This window comes from Actinacidiphila oryziradicis (assembly GCF_005047355.1).
Lineage (GTDB): Bacteria > Actinomycetota > Actinomycetes > Streptomycetales > Streptomycetaceae > Actinacidiphila > Actinacidiphila oryziradicis.
On the sequence record NZ_SUMC01000058.1, the window covers coordinates 1 to 26,477 of the forward strand.

A 26,477-nucleotide genomic window follows, 5' to 3' on the forward strand; every position below is an offset into this window, starting at 1 on the left:
CCCACTGGACCTGGATCACCTACGTCCCCCGGGTCTGGTGACCAGAACGACAAGAGCCGTGTAACGGGCGACTGTTAAGCACGGTTCTGTGAGGGCCGGGGGCTGCGATGCCCCCGGCTACTCGGCGATCAAGGCGACCCGCTATCGCGGGTCGCGCGCGGCCGGGCCCGGGCCGGCCGCTTTCGGCTTCGCCACCGCTTGCCGACCCCAGCCTTGCCGCGCAGGAAGCATGGCGGGGAAACTCGCGGCGCGGCAACGGCTTTGACGCAGGATCATCCGCAGCGCAGATGGTGGCCGTGACGCCTCCGGCAGGGCCGCTATTGCCTGCTCGCTTCCGTGGTCGGCGGGCGGCTCGCCCTGGCTGAGATGCCAGGCAGCGGCGCGGGTGGAAACGGGTCCGCGGTGGCTGGGGCGGGGGCCGACGGCATCTTGAGCCACCTGCCCGCACTGGGACCCGCGTCGAGCAAGACCAGGGGGCCACTCGATCACATTGCGGTCAGGCCATAAGGCTGACCGAGTTGCCGACCAGCGTAGGGCCCCCTGATCATGCCCGACCCCAGCACGGACAGGACACCGGCCCAAGATCCCGCCAACCCCCGCGCGACTGTGTGCTCGCCAGCGGGGGTGAACCCCTGCCGATCGGGCTGACCAGAGCCGCACGGCCGTCCTACACTGCTTGCGTGACCGCTGCATACGACTATGAGGACATGCACCACCTGGTGGACCGGCTCACCCCGACCCAGGTGCGACGCCTGCGTCTGCTCGTTACCCAGGACGAGGAACTGTCCCAGGTCGCTCAGATGCTCCACGAGGCCCAGTCGCCCGAGGCGGAGGCGGTCCCGGAGGGGCTGCTGGCCCTGATCGGCAGCATCGACGGCCCGGCGGACCTGGGCGAGCGACACGACGATTACATCCGCGAGCGGATGCGCGAGCGCTTCGGCGACTCGGCGTGATCGCCACAGTCCTGGACACCGGCCCCCTGGCAGCAGCACTGAACGGGGGCGATCGACGGCACGCTGAATGCGCCTCGCTGCTGATGTCGCTCACCGGTCGCCGCCTGCTGCCCAGCCCGGTCATGACCGAGGTCTGCTGGCTGCTGGAGCGCTGGCCCAAGGTCGAGGCAGCGTTCCTGGCCCAGGTCGCACGGGGAACCTTCGAGCTGGTCCACCTCTCACCCCAGCCGACCTGACGCGCATGGGTGAGCTGGTCCTCCAGTACGCGGACTTCCCACTCGGCGGCGTCGACGCCTCGGTCATCGCGGTGGCCGAACGCTTCCGCGTGGACCGGGTGGCCACCCTGGACCGGCGGCACTTCAGCGTCGTCAAGCCCTCCCACGTCCCCGCGCTCACGCTGCTGCCTTAGCTCGACCCCGATGGTCTATGCCACTGACGGCCGCGGAGATCGACAGCGCCCCGCCCGCTATCCAGTGGTCGTCGGCGCCCGTACGCACCTCGCGCCGGTCGAAGCGGGCCAGCGCCAGCCCGTACAGCGCTACCCCCAAGCCGAAGAACACCAGACCCGCCCAGCACAGCCACCGCGACCTCTCCGGTACGGCGAGGGTACCCGCGCGCCCACAGCCAGACGCCGGCGCAGGTCGTGCAGATCGCGGCCCCGTCGCCGGGACGGAGTCCGGGAAGGGCACGGTCCTGGCTGCATCCCGGGGTATGTCCGCGCACTGGCGGTCACACCGCCCTGGAGGCGACGGCCTGATGATCAGGACGACAAGAGCCGTGTCCCGCAGCCTGCGGGCTCATCCCCGACCGTCGCCAGGCCAGGGCCTCCCACCTGCGCAATCAGGGTGGAAAGTCCCACTCTGCGGGTCCAGCGCACCCGCACAGGCCCAGGGCAGGCTCAGCGGATCACGAGCGTATGCTCCTGCGCCGGGACCAGCTCGCCGATGAGCGGCGCGCCGGGAACCTCGCCTGCCACGAGCAGCCCGCCGGAGGTCTGCGCGTCGGCCAGCAGCAGCCGTGTCTCCTCGTCCGCAGTGCCGAAGTCGGTGTACGGAGCAACCCAGGCCAGGTTGCGGCGCGTGCCGCCGCTGACGTAGCCGCCCTGGGCCGCTGCCCGAGCGCCGTCAAGGTACGGAACGGCCGCAGCGTCGATTACGGCGGTGACCCCTGAGGCGCGGGCCAGCTTGTAGAGATGCCCGAGCAGGCCGAACCCGGTGACGTCCGTGGCGCACACGGCGCCAGCGCGCAGAGCGGCGGCAGCGGCGTCCCGGTTGAGTTCCGTCATGACCGCCACCGCTTGCTCGAACACCTCGCCCGTGGCCTTGTGCCGGTTGTTCAGCACGCCGAGGCCGAGCGGCTTGGTAAGCGACAGCGGCATTCCCGGCCGGCCGCGGTCGTTGCGCAGCAGCCGGTCCGGATCGGCGACCCCGGTGACCGCCATCCCGTATTTGGGCTCGGCGTCGTCGACGCTGTGGCCGCCTGCCACGTGGCAGCCTGCCTGGGAGGCGATGTCCAGGCCGCCGCGGAGCACCTCCCTGGCCAGGTCGAACGGCAACACCTCACGAGGCCATGCCAGCAGGTTCACCGCCACCACCGGCTGCCCGCCCATGGCGTACACGTCTGACAGCGCGTTGGCGGCGGCGATGCGGCCCCAGTCGTACGGATCGTCCACCACGGGTGTGAAGAAGTCGGCGGTTGCCACAACAGCGCCCCCAGTGCCGGGGTTCGCGCCGGGCAACCGGACGACCGCCGCGTCGTCGCCGCTGTCCAGGCCGACCAGCAATTCGGGGGCGCCGGCCACCGGCGTGCCGGTCAAGCCCGCTACCACATCCTCCAGTTCGCCGGGTGGGATCTTGCACGCGCAGCCGCCGCCGCGCGCGTACTGGGTCAGGCGGACGGGTTCCACTCGGGACCTCCTGGCGAGATTCATCCTGTTTCCTTCTCCGTTCTTCTCGTCCGTCCGGGGACGGTTTCCGCGACACGCCGATGGGCTTGGGCCGGCGGGCCGGGCTGCCGCGGTTCGATGAGGGTCCGCCCGGGTTTGCCGCTCGTCTGTCGGTACGCGCACGCCTGGCGTGGAGGCGTAGGGGTGCCTGGTGGCCCTCCCGGTCTTCAAAACCGAGGTGTCCGAGGATCTCGGACAGGCGGGTTCGATTCCCGTCCGCCTCCGCTGGGCTGCTGAGCCTGGCAGCGCCGCCGGGTGTCGTCCACCCGGACGGTCCAGCCCCGCTTGTCCAGGTACTCCAGCAGCGGTACCGCGACCCGCCGGGTGGTGTCCAGGGCCCGGCGGGCCTCGCTGACGGTGAAGGGCTGCTCCAGCCGGGCGAGGACCTCGGCCGCCCGCGCGTCGGCTTCCGGCAGCAGTACGACTCCGTCCGTGATCTTCAGCACGGCGCCGGCTGCCGCCGCGGCGGCGAGGAGTTTCGGTGTCAGGCCGAGTTCGGCCAGACGGTCGGCTTCCGGAGCCCGGAAAGGCGCACCGGCCAATTCGCGGCGCACGGCGTCGACCGCTGCCCGAACGTGCGGTGGGAGCTCGGGCCCGGCGGCGCTGCCGTAGAGCCTGCCGTCCCGCTGCCGCAGCAGGGTCTTCTCACCGGTGGCCATCAGCGCCTCGACGAGCCTGCGGTCGGGCAGGCCCAGGGCTCGCCGCGCGGCCTCGACTGGCATGCCGGGGTCCATGGGGTGCGCGGCCGCGTGGGTCTCGACGGCCGTCACCAGTCGGCGGCCCAGCTCCGCCCAGTGGTCCGGGTCGGCGAGCCAGTCCGCGGTCACGGGCTCCACAGGGTCCGGCACGCCCATGGCGAGCAGTTCCTCCCGATGGATCAGGCCGCGGCGGCGCAACTCGTCCCCGCCGTCCGGAGTGCCGGTCATGGCCGCCAGTTCGCGGGCACGGGCCGCGGCCGCGCCGCGCCGGGTCAGCCGCGGCGGACGGACGTCGAGGACGGTGACGCCGGCCGGGACCCGATGCCGTCCCGGGTCCCGCAGCATCGCGGTGTCGCCGATGCGCAGCGGCAGCGGCCGGGCCAGCGACAGGCGTGCGGTGTCCTGGCCCAGCGGCCGCACGGTGACCGGGACGGCGGCGGAGCCGGCATGCAGGGTCAGCTGCCGCGGCAGGTCGGACGACGGGTCGCCGCGCAGGCGGACGTCGATCACGTCGGCGGCGAGCCAGCGCCCCGGCGCCAGCAGTGCGTCGCCGCGCCTGAGGGACTTTGCGGCGGCTCCGTGAACGTTCACCGCGACGCGGGCGACGGCGCTCACCGCGTCCCTGTCCTCCTTGAGGGTCTGCAGGCCCCGCACCCTCAGTTGACTCGCGTCTCCGGCGAGGGTGAGACGGTCGCCGATGTGGAGGGCGCCGGCGCCGAGCGTTCCCGTCACCACGGTGCCGCGCCCCCGGACCGTGAAGGAACGGTCCACCCACAGCCGTACGTCGGCGTTCGTATCGGGGCCGGGCAGCGCATGGACCAGCCGGACCAGCGCTCCACGCAGCTCGTCGAGTCCTGCGCCGGTGACCGCGCTGACCGCCACGGCCTCGGCCCCGCCCAGTGAAGTGGCGGCGAGCCGGGTCAGCGCCTCGTCGCGTGCGGGTCCCGGATCCGCCAGGTCGGTGCGTGTGACAGCGAGCAAGCTGTGCCGCACGCCCAAGGCATCCAGGATCGCGAGGTGCTCCTCCGACTGGGGCTGCCAGCCCTGGTCCGCGGCGACCACCAGCAGCACGGCCGGCACGGGGCCGACGCCTGCCAGCATGTTCCCCACCAGCCGTTCGTGGCCGGGTACGTCCACGAAGGTCACCTGCTCCCCGCCGGGCGACAGCCGCGTCCACGCGAATCCGAGGTCCAGGGTGAGTCCGCGTCGGCGTTCTTCCGCCCAGCGGTCCGGCTCCATGCCGGTGAGGGCACGGACCAGCGTGGACTTTCCATGGTCGACGTGCCCGGCTGTGGCGACGACGTGCATCTCCGCTCACCTCCCCAGACCAGCGGTCGGGGCGACCGACCGGACGGCCGCCACAACCGCCTGGTCGAGTTCGCGAGGCACCGCACGCAGGTCGAGCAGGCATCGTCCGCCTTCGACGCGGCCCATCACGGCGGGCGTCGCACACCGCAACCGCGCGGCATACGGCGCGGGCAGCGACAAGGCCGCGCTGGGCAGCGTGACGCCCGGAGCGCCCCCACCGCCGACCGCTGCCTCGCTGTCCACTGCTCGTGCGTCAAGTCCCGTATCGCACAACTCGGCGGCGAGTCGCTCGGCTCGTTCCCGCAAGGCACGCACGTCGGCGTGCAGTGCCGCGTGCGTGGGTGTCGCGGGGCCGCGCACCGTGGCCTCCAGAGCGGCAAGCGTCAGCTTGTCCACCCGCAACGCGCGGGCCAGCGGATGACGGTTCAGCCGCCGCACGTACTCCGCCTGCCCGAGGACGATGCCGCATTGCGGTCCGCCGAGGAGCTTGTCGCCGCTGGCGGTCACGAGGGAGGCGCCGGCACGCAGCCAGCTGGTGGCGTCCGGCTCGCCGGGCAACATCGGGTCCGGTCGCAGGAGACCGGACCCGATGTCGGCGACGACCGGGACACCGAGTCCGGACAGCTCGGCGACGCTCGCCGAGCTGGTGAATCCGGTGACGCGGAAGTTGGACGGGTGGACCTTCAGCAGAAATCCGGTGTCCGGGCCGACCGCCTGCGCGTAGTCCCCGGCAACGGTCCTGTTGGTGGTACCCACCTCGCGCAGCCGAGCTCCGGTCGACACCAGCAGGTCCGGGAGGCGGAAGCCGTCGCCGATCTCCACCATCTCGCCCCTGCTGACGATGATCTCCTTCCCGGCCGCCAACGCCGTCGCGGCCAGGACCAGAGCCGCCGCACCGTTGTTCACCACGTGAGCCGCCTCCGCAGCCGGTACCCGCTCAAGCAGAGCCGCCAGCGCCGTCCGGCCACGTCGGGACCGCGCCCCGGTGGCCAGGTCCAGTTCGACGTCGGTGTGCCCGCAGGCAGCGAGCACCGCCTCCTGGGCGGCCCCGGACAGCGACGCCCGACCCAGGTTCGTATGCAGGAGTACCCCGGTCGCGTTGATGACCGGACGCAGACCGGCCGCGGTCTCCGGCAGGGCCGCCACCGCCGCGTCGGCAACGGACGCGCCGGGGATCTCACCGGCCCGCGCCCGCTCCTGAGCCCCCCCGACGACCGACTTCACCAGATCGGGCCCCAGCCGCTCGACAGCGGTCACAAGCCGGGGATCACCGAGCACCGCGTCAGTCCGGACAATGTGACGCCGCGGGTCCCCGCCGGACCCTGTGCCTCTCGCGGTGCTGCCCGCCTCCGGGCGCCCTCGCAACGTCGTCGGTCCGTCCTGGTGATCCATGGGTGGCCTCCCGAGGAGTGCGGGATGGGGAAGTGCGGCCGGTCCGTCCTGGCCTTGCGCAGCATCATCCGGTACGCGCTGCAGCAGCGCGTACCGGACAGCTGCGAGCCGTGTGCCGGTACCCGGATGGACTACCGGCGAACCCTTGATACCGCAAGCACAGTCATGGGGCCTGGGCTCGGCGTTGTAGCGGCTGTGGCGGGCGCGGGTCTGGCTGCGTCGTCGCCACGATGACCAGTGCAGATGGTGGATGGGAGTGAGGCGGCGGGGGTGGAAAACCAGGTGGATGAGGCGGCGGATCTCCGCGACGGACAGGGGTATCAGGCCGTCGTGTCGGGCTGCGGACCCCCCCTTGGGCAGTTCGTGTGCCCGGATAGCGGCGAGGGCGGCCGTGGACGGGGTGATGTGCCGGTGCAAGAGGAGTTCCCCGAACTTGCGGAAGGCTAGCTGACCAGTAGCGTTGAGTACAGGTACATGCCACTGCACGGAGGAGCAGGCGGATGGGCGTGAAACGGTGGATCGGAACATGGCCGATATACCGGCAGCTCACAGGGATCGACCGCCTGGGGCGGGGCAAGGCGGCCGAGTCCGCACGCTCGGCGGGCCTGGTGCCCCGGACGGACACCGCCGACCGGGTGGCGGACTCCATCTGCCCCTACTGTGCGGTGGGCTGCGCGCAGCGCGTCTACGTGAAAGACGAGCAGGTCATCCAGATCGAGGGCAACCCGGACAGCCCGATCTCGCGCGGCCGCCTGTGCCCGAAGGGCTCGGCCAGCAAGCAACTCGTCACCGGCCCGCAGCGTGAGCAGAAGGTGCTCTACCGGCCGCCCTACGGCACCGCGTGGCAGGAACTGGACCTGGAAACGGCCATGGACATGGTGGCCGACCGGGTGCTGGACGCGCGGCGGAAGGGCTGGCAGGACACCGACGGGGCCGGGAACACGCTGCGGCGCACCATGGGCTTCGCCAGCCTCGGCGGCGCCACACTGGACAACGAGGAAAACTACCTGATCAAGAAGCTGTTCACGTCCCTGGGCGCGCTGCAGATCGAGAACCAGGCGCGTATTTGACACTCCGCCACGGTTCCCGGTCTGGGAGCCTCGTTCGGGCGCGGCGGCGCCACCGACTTCCAGCAGGATCTGGCCAACTCCGACTGCATCGTCATCATGGGCTCGAACATGGCCGAAGCCCATCCGGTCGGGTTCCAGTGGGTGATGGAGGCCAAGGCGCGCGGCGCGCGGGTCATCCACATCGACCCGCGGTTCACCCGCACCAGTGCGCTGGCCGACCAGCACGTCACGCTGCGGGCCGGCACCGACATCGCCTTCCTCGGCGGTGTGATCAACTACATCCTGTCCAACAACCTGGATTTCCGGGAGTACGTGCAGGCGTACACCAACGCGCCGTTCCTGCTCGACGAGCAGTACCAGGACACCGAGGACCTGGACGGGCTGTTCAGCGGGTACGACCCGCGCACCGCTGCGTACGACGCGTCGAGCTGGTCGTACGAGAGCATCGAGGTGGAGCAGCGACCGGGCCGCCGCGCGAAGGAGGAGTCCGCGCCGTACCGGCACGGCGCCAGCGGCCCGGACGTCGAAGGGTACGCCGACGAGATCGCGGCCGATCCCACCCTGGAGCATCCCCGCTGCGTGTTCCAGGTGCTCAAGCGGCACTTCGCCCGCTACACCCCGGAGATGGTGGAGCAGATCTGCGGAGTACCCCAGAATCTGTTTCTGGACGTGTGCCACGCCTGGACGGCGAACTCCGGCCGGGAGCGCACCGCCGGGCTGGTGTACAGCGTCGGCTGGACCCAGCACTCCGTCGGCGCCCAGTACATCCGAGCCGGGTCGATCATCCAGCTTCTGCTGGGCAACATCGGCCGTCCCGGCGGCGGGATCTACGCACTGCGCGGGCACGCCAGCATCCAGGGCTCCACGGACATCCCGACCCTGTTCAACCTGCTGCCCGGCTACCTGCCGATGCCGGACACCACCCACGAGAGCCTGGCCGCCTATCTGCACGACATCTGCAGCCGCAACCGGAAGGGATTTTGGAATAATGCCGACGCCTATATGATCTCGCTGCTCAAGGAGTACTGGGGCGAGGCGGCGACAGCGGAGAACGACTACTGCTTCGACTACCTGCCGCGGATCAACGGCGACCACGGCACCTACCGCACCGCGATGGACATGATCGACGGGAAAGTCTTCGGCTACTTCCTGCTCGGCCAGAATCCCGCGGTCGGCTCGGCGCACGGCCGCCTGCAGCGCCTGGGCATGGCCAACCTCGACTGGCTGGTCGTCCGCGACCTCACCATGATCGAAAGTGCCACGTTCTGGAAGGACGGCCCTGAGATCGAGACTGGCGAGATCGTCACCGAGCGCTGCCGCACAGAGGTGTTCTTCTTCCCCGCCGCCTCGCATGTGGAGAAGTCCGGCACCTTCACGCAGACCCAGCGGATGCTGCAATGGCGGGACCAGGCCGTCGAGCCGGCCGGTGACCAGCGGTCGGAGCTGTGGTTCTTCCTCCACCTCGGCCGGCGGCTCAAGGAGAGGCTGGCCGGCTCGGCCGACGAGCGCGACCGCCCCATCCTCGATCTGGCCTGGGACTACCGGACCGAGGGTGACGAGCCGTCCGCCGCGGACGTGCTGCGCCACATCAATGGGATCGACCTGCGCACCGGGCGGGCGGTCAGCGGTTACCCCGACCTCAAAGCCGACGGCAGCACGTCCTGCGGCTGCTGGATCTACAGCGGGGTGTACGCCGACGAAATCAACCAGGCCCGGCGCCGGAAGTCCCGCTTCGAGCAGGGACCGTACGAGGCGGAGTGGGGCTGGACCTGGCCGCTGAACCGGCGCGTGCTCTACAACCGCGCCTCGGCCGACCCGCAGGGACGGCCCTGGAGCGAGCGGAAGGCCCTCATCTGGTGGGACGAGCAGCGCAGTGAGTGGACCGGGCTCGACACCCCGGACTTCGAGAAGAACAAGCCGCCCGCTTACCGGCCGCCCCACGGGGCAACAGGGCCGGAGGCGCTGCGCGGCGACGACCCGTTCATCATGATGTCCGATGGGAAGGGGTGGCTGTTCGCCCCGGCCGGGCTGGCGGACGGCCCGCTGCCCACCCATTACGAGCCGCACGAGTCGCCCATGCGCAACGTCCTCTACGGCCAGCAGGGCAACCCGGTGCGGAAGGTGTACGGGCGTCCGGACAACCCGTCCAACCCCGCTCCGCCCGAGGGGCACAGCGAGGTGTTCCCCTACGTGTTCACCGCGGCGCGGCTCACCGAGCACCACACCGCAGGCGGCATGAGCCGTCAACTTCCGTACCTGTCGGAGCTTCAGCCCGAGCTGTTCGTGGAGGTGTCACCGGAACTTGCGGCCGAACGCGGCCTGCGGCATCTGGACTGGGGACACGTGATCACCAGCCGGACCGCGGTGGAGGCCCGGGTGGTCGTCACCGACCGGATGGCGCCGCTCCGGGTCGACGGCCGGATCGTCCACCAGGTCTGGATGCCCTACCACTGGGGGCACACCGGGCTGACCACCGGGGACGTGGTCAACGACCTGATCGGCGTGGTGGTCGATCCGAACGTGTTCATTCAGGAGAGCAAGGTGCTGACCTGCGACGTCCGGCCCGGGCGCCGGCCGAGGGGTCCCGCCTTGCTGGATTACATCCAGGACTACCGCCGCCGGGCCGGGATCACACCGGAAACCGGCACCCGCATCGTGACGGCCGGCGAAGGCAACAAGCCGGCCCACACCGAACCGGGCCCACCGGAGGGACCACAATGACGCACGAGCACAGCTTCTACGGGCCGCTCGGCGATCCCGCCGCCGACGCCGGCCACCGCGACCACCCGCCCCGGGTGGGCTTCTTCACCGACACCTCCGTCTGCATCGGCTGCAAGGCGTGCGAGGTGGCCTGCAAGGAATGGAACAACGTGCCCGAGGACGGCCTCGACCTGCTGGGCATGTCGTTCGACAACACCGGCAGTCTCGGCGCGAACTCCTGGCGGCACGTCGCCTTCATCGAGCAGGAACGCCCGCTGGGCCGGCAGGACGCGGGCCTGTCCGGCCTTCCCACCGGCCCCTCCAGCACCGATGCCGCGGCCGCAGTGGTGGCCGACGCTCTTGCTGATTCCGAACGAGGCGGTGGTGATCTGGGCACCGCCCCGGTGCACCTCGGGTTCCCCTCCTTCGAGCCGCCCGGCGCCGGCACCGGCGCGGAGACCCGCACGGACTTCCGCTGGCTGATGTCCTCCGACGTGTGCAAGCACTGCACACACGCCGGATGCCTCGATGTCTGCCCCACCGGGGCCCTGTTCCGCACCGAGTTCGGCACCGTGGTGGTGCAGGAAGACATCTGCAACGGCTGCGGCTACTGCGTATCTGGCTGCCCCTACGGGGTGATCGACCGGCGGCCCGACGACGGGCGGGCCTGGAAATGCACCATGTGCTACGACCGGCTGCGCGGCGACCTGGAACCAGCCTGCGCGAAAGCCTGTCCGACGAACTCCATCCAGTTCGGCCCGCTGGACGAGCTACGGGAGCGGGCCGGCCAGCGGCTGGAGCAGCTGCACGAGGCGGGGGTGGGCGAGGCCCGGCTGTACGGCCACGACCCCGATGACGGGGTGGGCGGCGACGGCGCGTTCTTCCTGCTGCTGGACGAGCCGGAGGTGTACGGGCTGCCGCCGGACCCGGTCGTGCCCACACGTGACCTGCCCTCGATGTGGAAGCACGCGGGCGTGGCCGCCTCGGCCCTGCTTGCCGCCTCGGCCGCGGTTTTCCTGGGCGGAGGCCAGCGATGACCGAAGACGACGGAATCCTGCGGGAGCCGCCCAGCGACACGGGGGCGGCCGACATCCGGGCGCGCACGTTCGGCTCTGGCCGGGACGACGACGGGAGCCGCGAGCGGTCCGCCGTGCCGCGCGCGGAGTTCGGCTCCTACTACGGCCGGCCAGTGCTGAAGCCGCCGGTATGGGAGTGGAAGGTCCCGGCGTACCTGTTCACCGGCGGGCTGTCGGCCGGCGCGGCCCTGCTCGCGGCCGGCGCCGACCTGACCGGGCGCCCGGCCCTTCGCCGGGCGAGCCGCCTGGGCAGCTTCGGCGCCCTGGTGGCCAGCATGTACCTGCTGATCGCGGACCTGGGCCGGCCCGAGCGGTTCCACCACATGCTGCGGGTCGCCAAGCCAAGCTCGCCGATGTCCGTCGGCACCTGGATCCTCGTGGCCTACGGGCCCGGCAACGGCCTGGCGGCCACGGCCGAACTGCTGCCCGCCTCCCTGCGCGCCACCCTGCCCGGCCGGCTGCTGCGGATGGCCGCGCGCCCGGCCGGGTTGTCCGCGGCCGCCCTCGCCCCAGGGCTCGCCTCCTACACCGCGGTGCTGCTCTCCCAGACGGCCGCGCCGGCCTGGCATGAGGCCCACAAGGAACTGCCGTTCGTGTTCACCGGGTCCGCAGCAGCCAGCGGTGGCGGCCTGGGGATGCTGCTGGCGCCGGTCGCCGAGGCGGGCCCTGCTCGTCGACTCGGCGCGGCCGGGGCGGCGGCGGAACTCCTCGCGTCACGGCTGATCGACCGGCGCCCCGGCCTAGTGACCAAGGCGTACACCACCGGGCGAGCGCACCATCTGCGCCGGGCGTCGGAATACCTCACACTGGGCGGAGCGGTCGCCGCGGTGTCCGTCGCCCGGCGCAGCCGACTGGCCGCAGCCGCAGCCGGGCTCGCCCTGCTCGCCGGCAGCGCCCTGCAGCGCTTCGGCACGTTCGAAGCGGGGGTCGCGTCCACAAAGGATCCCGCCTACGTCGTGGTGCCGCAGCGTGAACGCCTGGAGGCCGCAGACAGCGAGCGACGCGGATCGTGACGTTGGGCCTCCCGTCGAGGGCGGCCTGCCAACTGGAAAGATCGCCGGCCACGGTTACCTGGTAGTCGCGGCCACCTTGGACGATGAGGATGGGCTGCCGCCGCGACGGCGCCTCCGGGCTGGTGCCCATCGCGCTGGCCCTGGTCGGCGACCTGGTGCCGTTCGCGCAGCGTGGGCGCGTGCTGGGCTGGCTGTTCGGCGGTATCGCGGTCCAGGCCGCCCTGCTCCTCGGCTTTTCCACCGCGCTGGTCCTCTTCGGCCTGACCGCGCTGGCGGCAGCCGCCCTCGACGTCCCGCTGTTCGCCACCGAGCGACCCCACTCCGCGCCAGCCCGCCGCCCGGGCTGACCCCCCTTGCGGCCCGGCAGCCTCACCCTCAGCGCGCTCGGTGACGCCGTCCGTCAGCGTCGGCTGGCTCATAACCCGGCCCGGCCCAGCGTGCTGCCTCGGCCACCGGCCGCCGAGCGCCGCATCTGGACCCCGGAACAAGCAGCCCGCTTCCTGCGCCACTGCCACCGGGCGGACCCGTTCATGGCCGACCTGTGCGAGGTCCTGATCGGCACCGGAATGCGCAAAGGCGAGGCCCTCGGCCTGCACTGGAAGGACGTCCACCTTCCCGAACAGGTGCTGTACGTCCGATACACGCTGTCAGCGATCGACAACAACCGCGTGGTGCTGACCTCACCGAAAACCCGCAGCAGCAAGAACTGGGTCGCCCTGTCACCCCGTGTCACCGCCGCACTCCAGCACCAGGCCCTTGCAGCAGGCCAGCCCCTGGACCCGGCCGGCCGTGCAGACGACGTTTCTGCCGCCCCGATGGTCGGCCGCTGCGGCCCCAGCGGGTGCTGGACCGCTTCCGCCACCTGTCCGAAGAGGCAGGCGTGCCGCGCATCACGGTGCACGAGCTGCGGCACCTCGCCGCCACCCTCACGATCACCGTCGGCGTCCCGCTGACCGTGGTCTCCAAGATGCTGCGGCACTCCACGCTGTCACGACCGCGAACATTTACGGGCACCTGACCCGCCAGGCCGCCCGGGAGGCCGTCGACACCATCGACACGGTGCTCACCGCGGCACATCGCGCCGACACCAGGTGGAGGGGCGGGATAACCCGCCCCTCCACTACCCGCATGATCTCAGGCGGATGTCGCGACAGTCTCTCCCGTGCTCGGCAGCGCCGCTCCGTCGTCGGTCGCGGAGATGTCGGCCAGGTCGCGGCCGCGGGTCTCCTTCGCGGCCAACAGGGCGATCACGGTGAGCACGGCGGCAAGAGTCACGTACACCGAGATCGGGGTGGTGTTCCCGTAAGAGGACAGCAGTGCCGTGGCGATCAGCGGGGCCGGCGCTCCCGCCGCCACGGAGGCGAACTGGGCGCCGATGGAGGCTCCCGAGTAGCGCATGCGGGTGGCGAACAACTCGGAGAAGAAGGCCGCCTGCGGTGCGTACATCGCGCTGTGGAAGACCAGACCGACCGTAACGGCGAGGACGAGCGAAGGGAAGGACCTGGTGTTCAACAGGGCGAAGAACGCCCACGCCCACGCGCCGACTCCTACAGCCCCCGCCAGGTAGACCGGCTTGCGGCCGACCCGGTCCGACAGCGCGCCGAACACCGGGATGAGGCAGAACTGGATGGCCGAGCCGATGAGCACCGCGTTGAGTGCCGTCTGCTCCCTGAGTTTCAGATGGCCGACACAGTAGGCGAGGACAAAGGTGGTGATCACGTAGTACGAGATGTTCTCGGCCATCCGGGCACCCATGGCGACCAGGACGTCGCGCCAGTGGTGGCGCAGTACCGCGAGCAGCGGCGGCTGCTCGGCCTTCTGCGCGGCCTTACGCTGCTCGGACTTGGCCAGGGCCTCCTTGAAGATCGGGGACTCGTCGACGGTGAGGCGGATCCACAGGCCGATGCCGACCAGGGCAGCGGAGAGCAGAAAGGGAATCCGCCAGCCCCACGCGACGAAAGCGGCATCGCTCTGGAAAGTCGTCATCAGGGAGAGAATGCCGACAGCGAGCAGGTTGCCGGCGGGGGCGCCGTTCTGCGGCCAAGAGGCCCAGAATCCGCGCCGCTTGGCGTCGCCGTGCTCGGAGACGAGGAGTACCGCCCCGCCCCACTCGCCGCCGAGCGCGAAGCCCTGGATGACGCGCAGGGTGGTCAGCAGGATCGGCGCGAGGATCCCGATGGAGTTGTAGCCGGGCACACAGCCGATCAACGCAGTGGCGCAGCCCATCATCAGCAGGCTGACCACCAGGAGCTTCTTACGGCCGATGCGGTCGCCGAAGTGGCCGAAGACCAGGGCGCCCAGCGGGCGCGCGGCGAAGCCAATGGCGTAGGTGAGGAAGGAGAGCAGGGTGCCCGTCAACGGGTCGGACTTCGGGAAGAAGACGTGGCCGAAGACCAGTGCGGCGGCGGAACCGTAGAGGAAGTAGTCGTACCACTCGATGGTGGTGCCGATGAGACTGGCCGCGACCACCTTGCGCAGGGCACTGGGTTCGGCGGAGCTGGGTGGGCCGGTCACGGCGGTGTGAGCGCTGGCCATTGTTGTCACCGTCTCGGGTTGCGGATGGGTACTGAGGGCTGCCCCGGCTCGGGGATGTCGGGGGACGAGGATGTCGCGGGACGGGCGAGCGGATCCGGTCAACGGGGCGGGGGAGTTCGCTTCGGGTGGGACAAACCGGCGGGCGGAGCTGTCCGGGCACCCGCCCGCCGGGGCTCTGAAGCCTGGGAGGCCGCCCGGTCCACCACAAGGACGGCAGCCCCGGCGGCTGCGAGAGCCGTCGCGCGGGGCCGCCCCATGCCGCTGGCGGCTCCGGTGAGCATGGCTGTCCGCTCGGCCAAGAACCGAGTACTGGCTGGTACGCGGTCGGCGGCGTCGTGCGGATCGGTGTCGTCGACCCAGCCCTTACCGGGTCTTTGGCTGCTCTCCATCAAGGACACGGTAGGAACGGCGTGACACGCGGCACACGTGATCGGACCATATATTTCCCTGCTTCACGATGGTGACCGCAGCTATATGGCAACCGCCCCGAGAAGCCGTATGTCGCAAGAGTCAGCGGGTCGGGTCGTGCGCCCGGTGATGGCGATCCCCCGCCAATCGGGTCACGGCCCGCTCCGCAGCCGACGTGGCCGGACCGGTGCTGCCGCGGCGCGAGCAGCCGACGGACCAATCGCCCGGCGGCGCCCTGCTGTTGCCACAGGGACGGCGTAGGTGCCATGGGGCAGGACGCCATGGTCGCCCGTACTGCGGTATCCGTCCCGCACATGTCCGACGGTAACCGCCGGGTCATAACGTCCGCTGACGCCCTTTCCGCACACCCAGGACTGGAACCCCAACTCCAGCCGGCCCTCGCCCACCTGGATGGAGGAGGAAGGGTACTTCGACGACCGCTGGATCGCCGGCTCGATGGCCCTGTGCCACTTCGGCTGCGGTGCCGTCTTCCGGCTTGTCGTCACCGGACCGGGGCGCGGCCAGGTGTGGTTGGACGACCGCGGATCGGACGGCGGGATCAGCCCCGCCGCCGACTTCCGCACCTGGTACCTGGACTGGCTCGCCGAGCGGGAGGCCGCTCCGCACGGGCGCCGGAAATTCTCACCGTAGCGAGACCCGCCCGCCTCTACGGTGGGCTGGTGACCGCCTCCTTGCTGCTGTGCGCCGACCCGCTGCGCCCCACCCGCTGTGACCCGCACTTCACCCCGCAGGCCGCCGCCGCCCGACTCGCCGGGACAGCGGTGGCGCTGATCGACCATGATGCCCTGCTCGCCGGCCGCGCCGACGAGGCCGTTCGCCGCGTGCCCCAGGACCTTGGGCCGGCGTGGTACCGGGGCTGGATGATCCCGGCGGCGGCCTACGCGGACCTGGACACGGCCCTGGCCGCGCGCGGCACCCGCCTGCTCACCGACCCGCCGATGTACCGGACCGCGCATGAACTACCCGGCTGGTACGGCACGTTCGCCGACGTCACCCCGCCCAGCGCCTGGGTCGCCTGCGCCCCGCACGGAGCGCCCGCCCCCGGGGTACTGGCCGCAGTCGCCGCGAACCTTCCCGCCGGGCCCGGGATCGTCAAGGACTTCGTCAAGTCCCGCAAGCACGACTGGGACCAGGCCTGCTACCTGCCCGACCTCGCCGACACCACCGCCGTGCACCGCGTCGTCTCCCGCTTCGTCGAACTCCAGCAGGACACACTGGCGGGCGGCATCGTGCTGCGCGCCTTCGAACCGCTCCAGCGGGCGGCAGGCGAAGCCAGGGTGTGGTGGCTCGACGGCGAACCGGTGCTGACCACCGCCCACCCCGACACTCCGGACCTACGGCCGCAGCCCGCCCTCGACGGCATCAGGCTTCCGGTGAGCGCACTGGGCTGCCGGTTCGTCACCACCGACCTCGCCCAGCGCACAGACGGCACCTGGCGGGTCATCGAGGTCGGCGACGGCCAGGTCAGCGACCTGCCCGCCGCAACCGACCCCACCACACTCATCACCCCGTTGCTCACGGTGTGAAGACCAACAGTCCGCACAAGCACTGGGCGGCTAGGAGAGGGAGGACTTGGACCTCGACGACGCACGTTGAGGTCGACACACGGTCGATGCGACAGACCCGGCGGGGGACCGCAGGCGGTATCGCCCCCTGGATGCGTGCCTGCCCGGTGGGTGTGCCGACACCGGGTAGAGGCGGGGGCTGCCGAGGACGGGGATGGCTTGCCGGAACAGTGCCGCGCGGTGGCCCCTGTGTGCGCGTGATCAGGCGCGCCGTCTCCGGCCGGGCTCATCGCGCGTATCGCATCGCGTGAGGTTGAGGCACGGATCGGGGAGCCGGATACGACCCCGGGTGTGTCCGTGGTGCGGGACGGTACGAGCGGTCTGCCTGCCGCTGGCGGCTGGCCGGTCGGCTCCAGGCCGGGCCTTCTAGGAGGGGACTGCGGCGATTGCTTTGGCGTGCTCGGTGGCTGCTTCGCCGGTCTGCGGTCCCAGTTGGCCGAGGAGGGTGTGGAGGACGTCGTGGACGGTGGGGTCGACCACGGTGTAGTACATGAACGTTCCCTGCCGGCGGGCCTTGACGATGCCGGACAGGCGCAGTTTGGACAGGTGCTGGCTGACGGCGGTCGGGTTCGCGCCGACGATCTCGGCGAGACAGGCCACGTTCGACTCGCCCTGCGCCAGCGCGTAGAGCAGCCGCATCCGGGTGGGGTCGCTGAGAATGCGCAGAACATCACATGCCTGCTCGATGACCTCGGCCTCCGGCACGTGGAAACCTTCAATATCTGCATGCATAGGAAGATTGTAACACTCGGATCACGGCGGATGGCAGGGGGAGTCATCATGCGGGCGCCGCACCGGACAGGTGCGGTGCGGCAGCTGGGGTGCCTGCGGTGGGGGGATCGGCTCGGTCTTCCCGGCTTGCGGAGGGTGCGGGTGAGGGTAGCGACGAGGGGTGCCGGTCACCGTAGCGTTCGCGGAGTTCTCCGTCGTGGAATTCCACGACGCGGTGGCACAGGACCTGCAGGTAGGGCGCACAGCAGGCCGATGCGTCCGGCGGCGGTCCCGGTCAGCGACCGAGCGAGGGTGCGCCGCCGCATACGGCGCGCGGCGGCAGGCTCGACGCGGTCGGTTACGGTGCTGCTCATATGATCCCCCCATCTGCGGTCCGCGCCGGCCGGTCCCGGCGCGCGGGACGGTCTGCGGTACATCTGGCCGTCGGGGCGGCGGGCCGGATGTTCCCCGGCGCGGGCCGACCGGCAGCGGCCGCTCCGGTGTCCGCGGGGCACCGAAGTCGGTCCGGCGTCGTCATGAGGTGCTCCGTACGCGGGGGTCGGCCCAGCCGCTGACGTGGGCGGTGCTGCCCCCGCCCCGGCATTGGGGCGAGGGCTGCGGCGGCTCACCGGGCGCCTCCGGCGGCGGGCTGCGGCATGCCGCGGCGCCAGGCGGTAACGCGTAGCAGCCGGAGCCCGTTGAGGCCGACGATGACCGTGGAGCCCTCGTGCCCGGCCACGCCCAGCGGCAGTGGCAGGTGACCGATCAGGTCCCACAGGATCAGGACCGTGATGAACACCGAAGCGATCACGAGGTTGGCGACCACGAAGCTGCGGGCCCGCCGGGACAGCGCCACCACGGCCGGGATCGTGGCCAGTTCGTCGCGCACCACGACCGCGTCGGCGGTCTCCAGCGCCAGGTCGGAACCGGCCAGGCCCATCGCCACGCCCATGTGGGCGGCGGCCAGCGCCGGGGCGTCGTTGACACCGTCGCCGACCACCAGGGTCTTGCGTCCGGCGGCTTCCAGTTCGCGGACCGCGGCGACCTTGTCCTGCGGCAGCAGCCCGGCCCGTACGTCCTGGATGCCGACCTCGGCGGCCAGGCGCTGCGCGGCGCGGGCGTTGTCCCCGGTGAGCAGCACCGGCGCGGCGCCGGTCAGCTCCCGGACCCGCGCCACCGTCTCGGCGGCGCCCGCCCGTAGCCGGTCGGCGATCCCCAAGACCGCGACCGGGGTGCCGTCGACGACCACGACCACCGCCGTACGCCCGGCTTCCTCCAACTCCGCCACGGCATGGGCCGCATCGCCCTCGGGGACGTGGTGGGCGGGGCTGCCGACCTGGACCACGTGCCCGTCGACCTTCGCGGTGACGCCCCGGCCCGGCGTGGAGGTGAACTCATCCACCCGGCCCGGCTCCACCCCCTGCTCCGTGGCCGCCGCCACGACGGCGCGCGCCAGCGGATGCTCCGAGCGGTGCTCAGCACCGGCCGCCAGCCGCAGCACCCGCTCCTCATCGAGCTCTGACTCCGGCAGAACCCGGACCTCGGCCACCCGCGGGGTGCCCTCGGTCAGAGTGCCGGTCTTGTCGAACGCCACCCGGTCGGTGGCGCCCACCTGCTCCATCACGACGGCCGACTTCACCAGCACACCGTGCCGCCCGGCATTGGCGATCGCCGACAACAGCGGCGGCATGGTGGCCAGCACCACCGCGCACGGCGACGCCACGATCATGAACGTCATCGCCCGCAGCAGCGCCGCCTGCAAATCCTCACCGAAACCGAGGGGGATAAAGAACACCAGCAGCGTGGCGACCACGACACCGACGGAGTACCGCTGCTCGACCTTTTCGATGAACAACTGGGTGGGCGCCTTCGTGGCGCTCGCCTGTTCCACCAGCGCCACGATCCGCGCCACCACCGAGTCCGCCGCCGGCCGGTCCACCCGTACCCGCAGCGCACCCGCACCGTTCAGGGTCCCGGCGAACACCTCGTCACCGGTCAGTTTCGGCACCGGCATCGGCTCGCCGGTGATCGTCGCCTGGTCCACATCGCTGGCACCGTCGACGACCTCGCCGTCGGCACCGATCCGCTCACCCGGCCGTACCAGGATCTCGTCGCCGACGACCAGCAGCGCGGTGTCCACGACCTCCTCGTCCCCGGAAGCACTCACCCGGACGGCCTGCTCGGGCGCGAGGTCCAGCAGGCCGCGCACCGAGTCCGCGGTCCGCTGCGTGGCGAACGCCTCCAACGCGCCCGAGGTGGCGAAGATGACGATCAGCAGGCCGCCGTCGAGCACCTGCCCGATCGCCGCCGCCCCGATCGCGGCCACCACCATCAACAGGTCGACGTCCAGGCTCTTCTCCCGCAGCGCCTCCCACCCCGCCCACGCCGGCTCCCAGCCGCCGGCCACGTAGCAGGCCAGATACAGCGTCCACCACAGCCAGGCCGGTGCCCCGCCGAACTCCGCCGCGATCCCGAGGCCGAACAGCACGGTCGACGCGCTCGCCCACCGCACCTCCGGCAGCGCCCACAGCCGGGTGCGGCGTGCGCGTACGACCGCCGCACGCGGGGCCGCGCCGTAGGCGGCGGCCGGAGGCGCGGTGGGCCGGGGTTCGGCCGTAGCCGTGGGGCCAGGGGTAGCCACCATTGTCATCACTCCAAGCGTCGTACGTATGAAAATCGGGACTCGCGGCCGGCCCGAGTACTCGACCTGGCGTCGACGACCTGGGCAGGGCGCAGGTCGGCTGCCGGCGCCGATGCCCGCAGCAACCCGGATGAGGAACCGGGCTAGGACTGTGTTATTGCGCGACGTCGGGTTCGTCCGCCGCCTGCGCGCGCTCCAGCGCCGGGCGGAGCGCCGGGCACACCAGGCTCTCCTCCTCGCCGCGTTCGTGACGGACCGCGATCGGCGGACGGGGCGGGCGCTTGGTGAACACCATGGGAGCCAGGCGTGCCGGAAGGTCATCCACCGCGCCGCGCCGAAGCCAGTCGCCCAGCACGGCCACGTCCAGTGGGGCGTTGAGCGGACCCAGCCAGATGACCTCCGCACCGGCAGGCTGCCGCCGGCGTACCGCCACGACGTCGGAGCGCTCGCACTCATCGAGGCAGTTCACGACCCGTACCACCCCGCACCGCGAACTCTCCACCGCGTGGGTGAGCACGGTGAGGGTGCCGTCGTGGTCGACGTCCGGATGTTTGACGCTGCTGCCGCAGCAGCAGCCACGGCAGACCGTCACCGTCACATGTCTGGTAGGCACCCCGTCACCATACATGCCTATCTTCGTTTATGCGAAGGTAGATGAACGGTGAGGTTCACGGTTGGCATCGTGGCTGCTGCTGGTGTTCTGGGCGGCCGCGACAGCGCCAGCGGTATGCCGCACCAGGTCGGCGCGAGCGGCGAGCCGGCGAGACCCAGGGGACGATCACCACGTGGGGATCATGCGCCCCGGCAGGCACGGAACCCTATCCGCGCCAATGTAACCGTGGCTGAATAAGCGTTCCGCTTACGGAGGTCGGCGACCCGATGCAGACCGGCGCACCCTCGGTGGTCGCCCTGGAACAGGTGACCGTGCCGCGCAGCGGCTCCGTGCTCTTGGACGCCGTTACCTGCCGGATCCCCGCGGGCGCGTACCGCTCTGGTCGGGCCGTCGGGGGAGGGCAAGCCCACCCGAGCGTCAGCCGTGGTGATCTTCGATGAGCCCACGGCGTCGCTGAACGTGGCCCGAGCGACGTACAACGTGCCCAGCGCCTCGATGATGGACAGGCCGATCGGCTGGCCGTCGACGAACTACTCACCCGACTCTGTGCCGCTCGAAAAGTCATGGCAGCAGTGGACCGGGTGTGGTTGGTCCACCGGGACTCACGTCCGCGTGATCATGTCCTTGCTGTACAAGACGGCCCGGAGGCTGCTGTCCTTTCCATGGGTGTTCGCGGAGGAGGTCTTCCGCTACGGGCGCGGGGACGACGCCGGCCAGGCCGAGGCCGTTGCCTACGGCCGGCCTGTCGGCGTGCCCGACTACCAACTCGACCGGCAGGATTGACCACCGGGTGCGGTAGCCGTCAGGCTCGGCTTCGGTCCGCGGCGGCCGGTCGGCCGGCTGGGGTGCGGACCAGCAGGAACGCCGAGCGCCGGCGCAGGGTGAAGCCGATTGACTCGTAGAGGCGGATGGCGCCGGTGTTGGCGGCGGAGGCGTGCATGAACGGGGTGTCACCGCGGTCTCGGATGCCCGCAGCGACGGCGCGGACCAGCCGGGTGGCGAGGCCCTGGCTCCGGTGGTCAGGGTCGGTGCAGACGGCGCTGATCTCGGTCCACCCGGGCGGGTGGAGGCGTTCGCCGGCCATGGCGATGAGCCGGCCGTCGCGCCGGATGCCGAGGTAGGTGCCGAGTTCGATGGTGCGGGGCAGGAAGGGGCCCGGTTTGGTGCGGGCGATCAGGTCCAGGATCTCGGGAACGTCGCCTGGGGTGAGGCGGACCGCTTCGGGGTCGGGTTCGGCGCGCAGGGCCGTGTCGACCAGTTGGACGCCCTGTCCTTTCTCGACGGTCTCCCAACCGTCGGGGAGTTCCGTCGCGCCGCTGACCGGGGTGAGGGTATCCGGTCCGACGAGGGTGACGAGGTCGTCCCAAGCGCGGGGATCGGCCGAATCGGCGAGGGCGGTGAACGGGGAGACGTCCGTGGGATAACGGGCGGCGAGGCCGACACGCTCGGCGAACCGGGAGTGCGGACCGGTGAGAGCGGCCCAGGCCGGGTTGTCGAGGATGTGCGGCGCGCCGGCGGTGCCCTGGGTCTGGGTCTGAGGCTGAGGCTCAGGGAGCGGCTGGTGCTGGGGCGGGTGGACGCTGGTGGACATGGTGGTGCGGATCTCCATCCGTGGGGTTCCGGGTTGGGGGTCAGCTTGCGCGTGGCGGCCCGAGTGCGAACCGACTGGGCGCCGAGGCGCCGCCGACGAGGTCGGCGGCGAGTGCCCCGATGACCGAGGCGAACTTGAAACCGTGTCCGGAGAAGCCGGCCAGTACGGTCAGGGGCCCCGCACGGTCGATGACGAAGTTGTGGTCGGGGGTGGTGGTGTACAGGCAAGTGGTCGCTGCCGGGGCCGTGTGGTCGACGCCGGGCAGCCAGCGGGAGGCGTACTGCTGGACCCGGCCGAGCGCACGGGGGTCGGCGGTCCGGTCCCGGTGGTCCGGATCGACGACAGGCCCGACACCGTGGAAGCCGACTTTGACGCCGTCGTCGCTGCCGAGTCCGTAGATTCCGCCGCTGTCGGCCGGGAGCCCGGCCCCGGGGTGGTGGATGAAACTCGGCCAGCCGAGGGCGTCCGGTGCCGGGAAGTGCACGGGCTGCTCCTGGGTGACCCGCATCGGCGGCAGGCCGGGTACGAGTCCGGACAGCCGGCTCGGTGCCCAGCCGCCGACCGCGACGACGACCGCGTCGGCGATGACCGCTTCCTCGCCCTCGGTCACGACCTCGGCGCGCTCGCCGCGCACCGACAGCCGGGTCACCTTGACGCCGTGCCGGATGCGGGCGCCGCCCTGCCGGGCGGCCTGCTGGAACGCCGCGACCGCGTGATCGGCGTGCAGCCTGCCGGCCTCGGGGTGGAACAGCGCGGTCGTGTCGGCCCTCAGCCCCGGCCAGCGCTCGGCGGCCTGCGGCGGGGTGAGGAGTTCCGACGGCCGGCCGGCCGCGCGCAGGGCGTCGTGGAGCGCCGAGGTCGCGGTGGCCGGACCGTGGTCCAGGGCGCCGGTCCGTTCCAGCACCCGTCGTCCGGTCTCCTCCTCAAGGCGATGCCACAGCGGCAGGGCCCGCACCGCCAGGGAGATGTAGAACGGATCGGGGTAGGCCAGCCGGAAGATCCGCGAGCTGCCGTGCGAGCTGCCCCGGTCGTGACCGGGCGGGAACTGCTCGAAGACGGTCACCTGTTCGCCGCGTGAGGCCAGGTGCCAGGCGGCGGAGGAACCCATGACCCCGCCTCCGACGACAACGATGTGACGTGACGGCACGGGGGCGGAGTCCTCTCAATGCGGCGGACGGGGATGTGACGGGTTATCAGGAGGTGATCAGGAGTTGGTGATGGGCAGGCCGGGCGGGTTGACCTGAGAGGTGCTGACGGCCTCGTTGGACAGGTTCCAGGCGGCCAGCCACTTCGCGTACTGACCGTTCTTGATCAGGTAGTTGATGGCGTCGGCGACCGGCTTGGCCAGCCCACTGCCCTTCTTCGAGGTGGCGGCGATGAGTCCCTGCAGGGATGCGCCCGCGCCGGAGAACTTGCCGGCGTTGCGGGTCGGGTTGGTCGTCTTGGCGTCCTGTGTGACGTGGTAAGCGATGCCGGGGTTGGGGCCGAAATACGCGTCGATCTTCCCGCTGGACAGCGCCAGGTAGACACCGTTGTTGTCCGGGTAGTACTTGACGGTCAGCTTCTTGCCCTCGGCCTTGAGCTTCGTCTGCCATTCGAGCAGGATCTTCTCCTGGTTGGTACCGGCGCTCACCGCGACCGTCTTGCCCGCCAGGTTCTCGTAGTCGCCGTTGAAGTTCCAGGTGCTGGACTTCGGGACCGCGAACGCCAGGTTGTCCTGCCGGTAGGAGGCGAACTCGTACTTCTTCTTGCGCTCCTCGGTGTCGGTGATGTTCGAGAAGCCGACGTCGGTCTTGCCACTGTCGATGCCGACGAAGAGGTTCTCCCAGGTCGAGTTTGTCACCACCGGCTTGAGCCCGAGGACGGCGGCGACCAGGCGGCCGAAGTCGGGTTCCGCACCGGTAAGGGTCTTCTGGTCGCTGCCGATGTAGGCCAGCGGCGGGAAGCCGGCGGGCAGGGCGCCGACGCCGATGACCAGCTCGCCGCTCTTGGCCACCGACGCCGGAAGCTCGGCGTTGATGGACGCCACCTCGGAGACCTTGAGGTCGGTCTGCTGGGCGGCACCGTTGGACAGAGCGCCGACGGTCACGGTCCCGGTCGCCGGCGCGTTGCCGGCGGAGGAGGTGGACGAGCCGCTGTTGCTTCCGCAGGCGGCGAGCCCGGCGGCGAGGGCGGTAACGGCGGTGCCGGTGATGAGGCTGCGGGTGAGTCTGCTGCGGAAACGGGTGCCGGGCATGGCTGTGTCCTTGTTCGGTGGTGTGGGTGGTGCGGGGGGCCAGGCGGGGACAACTCATACAACGGGGAGACTGGGTCAGAGGACCTTGCTGAGGAATTCGCGGGTCCGCTGGTGTTGGGGGCGGTCGAGTATGTCGGCGGGCGGACCTTCTTCGACGACCCGGCCGCCGTCCACGAACACGATCCGGTCGGCGACCTCGCGGGCGAAGCCGATCTCGTGGGTGACGATGATCAGAGTGGTGCCGCTGCGGGCCAGGTCCTTGATGACGGCCAGCACCTCGCCGACGAGTTCCGGGTCCAGGGCCGAGGTCGGTTCGTCGAAGAGGATCACCCCGGGCCGCAGGGCGAGGGCACGGGCAATGGCCACGCGTTGCTGCTGGCCGCCGGACAACTGCCGGGGATACGCCCCGGACTTGTCGGCCAGCCCCACCCGGCCGAGCAGGGTGCGGGCCAGTTCCAGGGCCTCGGGTTTGCGCAGCAGGCCGGTGGCGACCGGGGCGGCGGCGACGTTGTCCAGCACGGTCAGGTGCGGGAAGAGGTTGAAGTTCTGGAAGACGAAGCCGATCCGGCTGCGTTGGGCGAGGATCGCCCGCTCGCTCAGCTCCTTGAGACGTTCTCCGTGCCGGCGCACGCCGATCAGCTCGCCGTTGAGGCTGACGTAGCCGATCTCGGGCTTCTCCAGATGGTTGATCACCCGCAGGAGGGTCGACTTGCCCGAGCCGGACGGCCCGAGGATCACCGTGACCTCCCCCGGCTGCACCGTCAGGTCGACTCCGTCGAGCACCCGGTGCGCGCCGTACCACTTGTGGACGTCATGGACCTCGACTGCCGCCGGGCGTATCTCGGTGGTCATATCGCCGTCTCCCTCTGGATGCGGGCCCGCAGGTCCCACAGGGCTGCCCGGAGTTTCTGCAAGGGGGTTGGGGGGACGGTGCGCAGCGCGCCGCGTGAGTAGTACCGCTCCACGTAGAACTGGACGACGGAGACGACGCTGGTGAGGATCACGTACCAGATGGTGGCGACCAGCAGCAGCGGCACGATGTCGCCGGGGTAGGTGCTGCCCATGCTCTGCACTGAGCCGAACAGGTCGAGCAGCGACACGTAAAAGACCAGTGAGGTGCTCTTGACCAGGCCGATCAGCTGGTTGACGTAGGAGGGGATGACGGCCCGCAGGGACTGGGGGAAGACGATCCGGGCGAACTGGTAGCGCTTGGGCAGTCCGAGAGCGGCGGCGGCCTCGTGCTGGCCCTGGTCGACGGACAGGATGCCGGCCCGCACCACCTCGGCGGCGTAGGCGGCCTCGTTGAGGCTGAGACCGATGACGGCGATCACCATGTCGGTGGCCAGTCGGGTCTCGTCGAAGCGTACGAAGGCGGGTCCGAAGGGGATGCCGACGCTCAACGTGTGGTACAGCGCACTGAAGTTGTAGAGGAACAGCAGCACCACGATCAGCGGCACCGAGCGGAACAGCCAGATGTAGATCCAGCTCACCGCCCGCAGCACCGGGCTCCGGGACAGCCTCGCCAGCGCCAGCACGATGCCGCCGACCAGCCCGAGCACGGCACTGAAGGCGGTCACCTCAAGGGTGATTACCAGGCCGTCGACGATCACCGGCCGCACGAACCAGTACTGGAACCGGTCCCATTGGTAGAACGGGTTGGTGACCAGCCCGTGCGCGACCTGGGCCGCCAGCACCAGCACCACAGCGGTGGCGATCCACCGGCCCGGATGCCGCAGCGGAATCACCCGCTGCGCCGACAACGGGCGCGCCCCGGCGGCCGATGGCACCGCTGCCGGGGGCGGGGCCGCACCGGAGGTTACAACAGGGACAAGGGGCTCACTCATGGGGAACTCCAGCAAATTCGAACATTGCGGCCGGGAGGGCTACGGCACGACGGAGTGGGATGCCAGGGTGGGGGAGAACATGCCCCACGGGCGGGTCTGACGAGGAGGGACGCAGCCGGAGGCGTGCGTCAGGAGGCCGTCAGCCCTGACAGAGGGC

At 71.0% G+C, this 26,477-nt stretch carries 23 protein-coding genes, 1 tRNA gene and 2 pseudogenes; 13 read left to right on the forward strand and 13 right to left on the reverse strand.

The window, feature by feature from the left end:
* The first annotated feature begins 680 nt into the window (after window positions 1-680).
* From FCI23_RS37390 to FCI23_RS58545, 3 genes are read left to right on the forward strand one after another with little or no spacing between them, the layout of a single operon-like run.
* Window positions 681-953: a hypothetical protein gene (locus FCI23_RS37390; RefSeq protein ID WP_246144453.1), complete on the forward strand. Its 273-nt coding sequence runs from the start codon at window positions 681-683 to the stop codon at window positions 951-953.
* Window positions 950-1,189 (forward strand): PIN domain-containing protein, encoded by a 240-nt coding sequence (locus FCI23_RS58540; RefSeq protein WP_211265621.1) that lies wholly within the window; start codon window positions 950-952, stop codon window positions 1,187-1,189. The genes FCI23_RS37390 and FCI23_RS58540 overlap by 4 nt, the downstream gene beginning before the upstream one ends.
* Window positions 1,190-1,194: 5 nt before the next feature.
* Window positions 1,195-1,362 (forward strand): PIN domain-containing protein, encoded by a 168-nt coding sequence (locus FCI23_RS58545; RefSeq protein ID WP_211265622.1) that lies wholly within the window; start codon window positions 1,195-1,197, stop codon window positions 1,360-1,362.
* On the opposite strand, the gene FCI23_RS57005 is transcribed toward FCI23_RS58545, so the two are convergent.
* Both FCI23_RS57005 and selD read right to left on the reverse strand, forming a co-directional pair.
* A complete protein-coding gene (locus FCI23_RS57005) occupies window positions 1,346-1,501 on the reverse strand; it encodes a hypothetical protein (protein WP_169317098.1) in 156 nt (51 codons plus the stop codon). The two genes, FCI23_RS58545 and FCI23_RS57005, sit on opposite strands and share 17 nt — an antisense overlap.
* 350 nt (window positions 1,502-1,851) lie before the next feature.
* On the reverse strand, window positions 1,852-2,883 hold the full coding sequence (gene selD, locus FCI23_RS37405) for a selenide, water dikinase SelD (protein WP_136728629.1): 1,032 nt from the start codon (window positions 2,881-2,883) through the stop codon (window positions 1,852-1,854).
* 147 nt (window positions 2,884-3,030) lie between these two features.
* On the opposite strand from selD, the gene FCI23_RS37410 reads away from it, so the two are divergent.
* A tRNA-Sec gene (locus FCI23_RS37410) sits at window positions 3,031-3,124 on the forward strand.
* Between the two features lie 34 nt (window positions 3,125-3,158).
* On the opposite strand, the pseudogene selB reads toward FCI23_RS37410, so the two are convergent.
* Together selB and selA are read right to left on the reverse strand one after the other, a co-directional pair.
* Window positions 3,159-4,904 (reverse strand): annotated as a pseudogene (gene selB / locus FCI23_RS37415) (selenocysteine-specific translation elongation factor); the annotation flags it as partial.
* Window positions 4,905-4,910: 6 nt separating this feature from the next.
* On the reverse strand, window positions 4,911-6,296 hold the full coding sequence (gene selA, locus FCI23_RS37420; protein WP_136728630.1) for an L-seryl-tRNA(Sec) selenium transferase: 1,386 nt from the start codon (window positions 6,294-6,296) through the stop codon (window positions 4,911-4,913).
* Between the two features lie 500 nt (window positions 6,297-6,796).
* On the opposite strand from selA, the gene fdh reads away from it, so the two are divergent.
* The 6 genes and pseudogenes from fdh to FCI23_RS64085 all read left to right on the forward strand — a co-directional run bounded on the left by fdh (window position 6,797) and on the right by FCI23_RS64085 (window position 13,173).
* Window positions 6,797-10,087 (forward strand): formate dehydrogenase, encoded by a 3,291-nt coding sequence (fdh, locus tag FCI23_RS37430; RefSeq protein ID WP_246144454.1) that lies wholly within the window; start codon window positions 6,797-6,799, stop codon window positions 10,085-10,087.
* Complete coding sequence (locus FCI23_RS37435; RefSeq protein ID WP_136728633.1) at window positions 10,084-11,103, forward strand: 4Fe-4S dicluster domain-containing protein; 1,020 nt, start codon at window positions 10,084-10,086, stop codon at window positions 11,101-11,103. Before fdh ends, FCI23_RS37435 begins: the two co-directional genes overlap by 4 nt.
* On the forward strand, window positions 11,100-12,155 hold the full coding sequence (gene nrfD / locus FCI23_RS37440; RefSeq protein WP_136728634.1) for an NrfD/PsrC family molybdoenzyme membrane anchor subunit: 1,056 nt from the start codon (window positions 11,100-11,102) through the stop codon (window positions 12,153-12,155). Before FCI23_RS37435 ends, nrfD begins: the two co-directional genes overlap by 4 nt.
* 83 nt (window positions 12,156-12,238) lie before the next feature.
* A complete protein-coding gene (locus FCI23_RS37445) occupies window positions 12,239-12,502 on the forward strand; it encodes a hypothetical protein (protein WP_136728635.1) in 264 nt (87 codons plus the stop codon).
* A 183-nt stretch (window positions 12,503-12,685) separates the two neighbouring features.
* Window positions 12,686-12,838 (forward strand): annotated as a pseudogene (locus tag FCI23_RS64080) (site-specific integrase); the annotation flags it as partial.
* 158 nt (window positions 12,839-12,996) lie between these two features.
* The gene (locus FCI23_RS64085; protein WP_407646084.1) at window positions 12,997-13,173 is read left to right on the forward strand and encodes a tyrosine-type recombinase/integrase; all 177 of its coding nucleotides are present in this window, start codon (window positions 12,997-12,999) and stop codon (window positions 13,171-13,173) included.
* A gap of 116 nt (window positions 13,174-13,289) precedes the next feature.
* On the opposite strand, the gene FCI23_RS37455 is transcribed toward FCI23_RS64085, so the two are convergent.
* Window positions 13,290-14,690, reverse strand: a complete 1,401-nt coding sequence (locus FCI23_RS37455) for an MFS transporter (RefSeq protein WP_136728637.1) — start codon at window positions 14,688-14,690, stop codon at window positions 13,290-13,292.
* A gap of 819 nt (window positions 14,691-15,509) precedes the next feature.
* Here FCI23_RS37455 and FCI23_RS60625 point away from each other — a divergent pair.
* Both FCI23_RS60625 and FCI23_RS37470 read left to right on the forward strand, forming a co-directional pair.
* Complete coding sequence (locus FCI23_RS60625) at window positions 15,510-15,749, forward strand: hypothetical protein (protein WP_136728638.1); 240 nt, start codon at window positions 15,510-15,512, stop codon at window positions 15,747-15,749.
* A gap of 26 nt (window positions 15,750-15,775) precedes the next feature.
* Window positions 15,776-16,645, forward strand: coding sequence for an ATP-grasp domain-containing protein (locus tag FCI23_RS37470; RefSeq protein ID WP_246144462.1), 870 nt, complete (start codon window positions 15,776-15,778; stop codon window positions 16,643-16,645).
* 405 nt (window positions 16,646-17,050) lie between these two features.
* Here the strand turns inward: FCI23_RS37470 and FCI23_RS37475 are convergent, their stop codons facing one another.
* The 3 genes from FCI23_RS37475 to FCI23_RS37485 all read right to left on the reverse strand — a co-directional run bounded on the left by FCI23_RS37475 (window position 17,051) and on the right by FCI23_RS37485 (window position 20,649).
* Window positions 17,051-17,416, reverse strand: a complete 366-nt coding sequence (locus tag FCI23_RS37475; protein WP_136728640.1) for an ArsR/SmtB family transcription factor — start codon at window positions 17,414-17,416, stop codon at window positions 17,051-17,053.
* 604 nt (window positions 17,417-18,020) lie between these two features.
* Window positions 18,021-20,045: a heavy metal translocating P-type ATPase gene (locus FCI23_RS37480; RefSeq protein ID WP_246144455.1), complete on the reverse strand. Its 2,025-nt coding sequence runs from the start codon at window positions 20,043-20,045 to the stop codon at window positions 18,021-18,023.
* A gap of 145 nt (window positions 20,046-20,190) precedes the next feature.
* Entirely contained in the window at window positions 20,191-20,649 is a 459-nt protein-coding gene (locus FCI23_RS37485) for a hypothetical protein (RefSeq protein ID WP_136728641.1), read from the reverse strand.
* Between the two features lie 426 nt (window positions 20,650-21,075).
* Between FCI23_RS37485 and FCI23_RS57010 the strand changes: the two genes are divergently transcribed.
* Window positions 21,076-21,432, forward strand: coding sequence for a hypothetical protein (locus FCI23_RS57010; protein WP_169317099.1), 357 nt, complete (start codon window positions 21,076-21,078; stop codon window positions 21,430-21,432).
* A 19-nt stretch (window positions 21,433-21,451) separates the two neighbouring features.
* Here FCI23_RS57010 and FCI23_RS37495 read toward each other — a convergent pair whose 3' ends face one another.
* The 5 genes from FCI23_RS37495 to FCI23_RS37515 form a co-directional block, all read right to left on the reverse strand.
* Window positions 21,452-22,240 (reverse strand): GNAT family N-acetyltransferase, encoded by a 789-nt coding sequence (locus FCI23_RS37495; RefSeq protein ID WP_136728666.1) that lies wholly within the window; start codon window positions 22,238-22,240, stop codon window positions 21,452-21,454.
* 40 nt (window positions 22,241-22,280) lie between these two features.
* Entirely contained in the window at window positions 22,281-23,387 is a 1,107-nt protein-coding gene (locus tag FCI23_RS37500; RefSeq protein WP_246144457.1) for an FAD-dependent oxidoreductase, read from the reverse strand.
* A gap of 57 nt (window positions 23,388-23,444) precedes the next feature.
* On the reverse strand, window positions 23,445-24,476 hold the full coding sequence (locus FCI23_RS37505; RefSeq protein ID WP_136728642.1) for an ABC transporter substrate-binding protein: 1,032 nt from the start codon (window positions 24,474-24,476) through the stop codon (window positions 23,445-23,447).
* Window positions 24,477-24,551: 75 nt separating this feature from the next.
* On the reverse strand, window positions 24,552-25,328 hold the full coding sequence (locus FCI23_RS37510; RefSeq protein ID WP_136728643.1) for an amino acid ABC transporter ATP-binding protein: 777 nt from the start codon (window positions 25,326-25,328) through the stop codon (window positions 24,552-24,554).
* On the reverse strand, window positions 25,325-26,320 hold the full coding sequence (locus tag FCI23_RS37515; protein WP_136728644.1) for an amino acid ABC transporter permease: 996 nt from the start codon (window positions 26,318-26,320) through the stop codon (window positions 25,325-25,327). Before FCI23_RS37515 ends, FCI23_RS37510 begins: the two co-directional genes overlap by 4 nt.
* Between the last annotated feature and the right edge of the window lie 157 nt (window positions 26,321-26,477).

What these genes read in the sequence shown, in the direction of transcription:
- FCI23_RS58545 (WP_211265622.1), top strand. Translation starts at nt 1,195, where the DNA reads ATGGGTGAGCTGGTCCTCCAGTACGCGGACTTCCCACTCGGCGGCGTC.
- selD (WP_136728629.1), bottom strand. Translation starts at nt 2,883, where the DNA reads ATGAATCTCGCCAGGAGGTCCCGAGTGGAACCCGTCCGCCTGACCCAG.
- selA (WP_136728630.1), bottom strand. Translation starts at nt 6,296, where the DNA reads ATGGATCACCAGGACGGACCGACGACGTTGCGAGGGCGCCCGGAGGCG.
- FCI23_RS37435 (WP_136728633.1), top strand. Translation starts at nt 10,084, where the DNA reads ATGACGCACGAGCACAGCTTCTACGGGCCGCTCGGCGATCCCGCCGCC.
- nrfD (WP_136728634.1), top strand. Translation starts at nt 11,100, where the DNA reads ATGACCGAAGACGACGGAATCCTGCGGGAGCCGCCCAGCGACACGGGG.
- FCI23_RS37445 (WP_136728635.1), top strand. Translation starts at nt 12,239, where the DNA reads ATGAGGATGGGCTGCCGCCGCGACGGCGCCTCCGGGCTGGTGCCCATC.
- FCI23_RS37455 (WP_136728637.1), bottom strand. Translation starts at nt 14,690, where the DNA reads ATGGCCAGCGCTCACACCGCCGTGACCGGCCCACCCAGCTCCGCCGAA.
- FCI23_RS60625 (WP_136728638.1), top strand. Translation starts at nt 15,510, where the DNA reads ATGGAGGAGGAAGGGTACTTCGACGACCGCTGGATCGCCGGCTCGATG.
- FCI23_RS37475 (WP_136728640.1), bottom strand. Translation starts at nt 17,416, where the DNA reads ATGCATGCAGATATTGAAGGTTTCCACGTGCCGGAGGCCGAGGTCATC.
- FCI23_RS37480 (WP_246144455.1), bottom strand. Translation starts at nt 20,045, where the DNA reads ATGACAATGGTGGCTACCCCTGGCCCCACGGCTACGGCCGAACCCCGG.
- FCI23_RS37495 (WP_136728666.1), bottom strand. Translation starts at nt 22,240, where the DNA reads ATGTCCACCAGCGTCCACCCGCCCCAGCACCAGCCGCTCCCTGAGCCT.
- FCI23_RS37505 (WP_136728642.1), bottom strand. Translation starts at nt 24,476, where the DNA reads ATGCCCGGCACCCGTTTCCGCAGCAGACTCACCCGCAGCCTCATCACC.
- FCI23_RS37510 (WP_136728643.1), bottom strand. Translation starts at nt 25,328, where the DNA reads ATGACCACCGAGATACGCCCGGCGGCAGTCGAGGTCCATGACGTCCAC.
- FCI23_RS37515 (WP_136728644.1), bottom strand. Translation starts at nt 26,320, where the DNA reads ATGAGTGAGCCCCTTGTCCCTGTTGTAACCTCCGGTGCGGCCCCGCCC.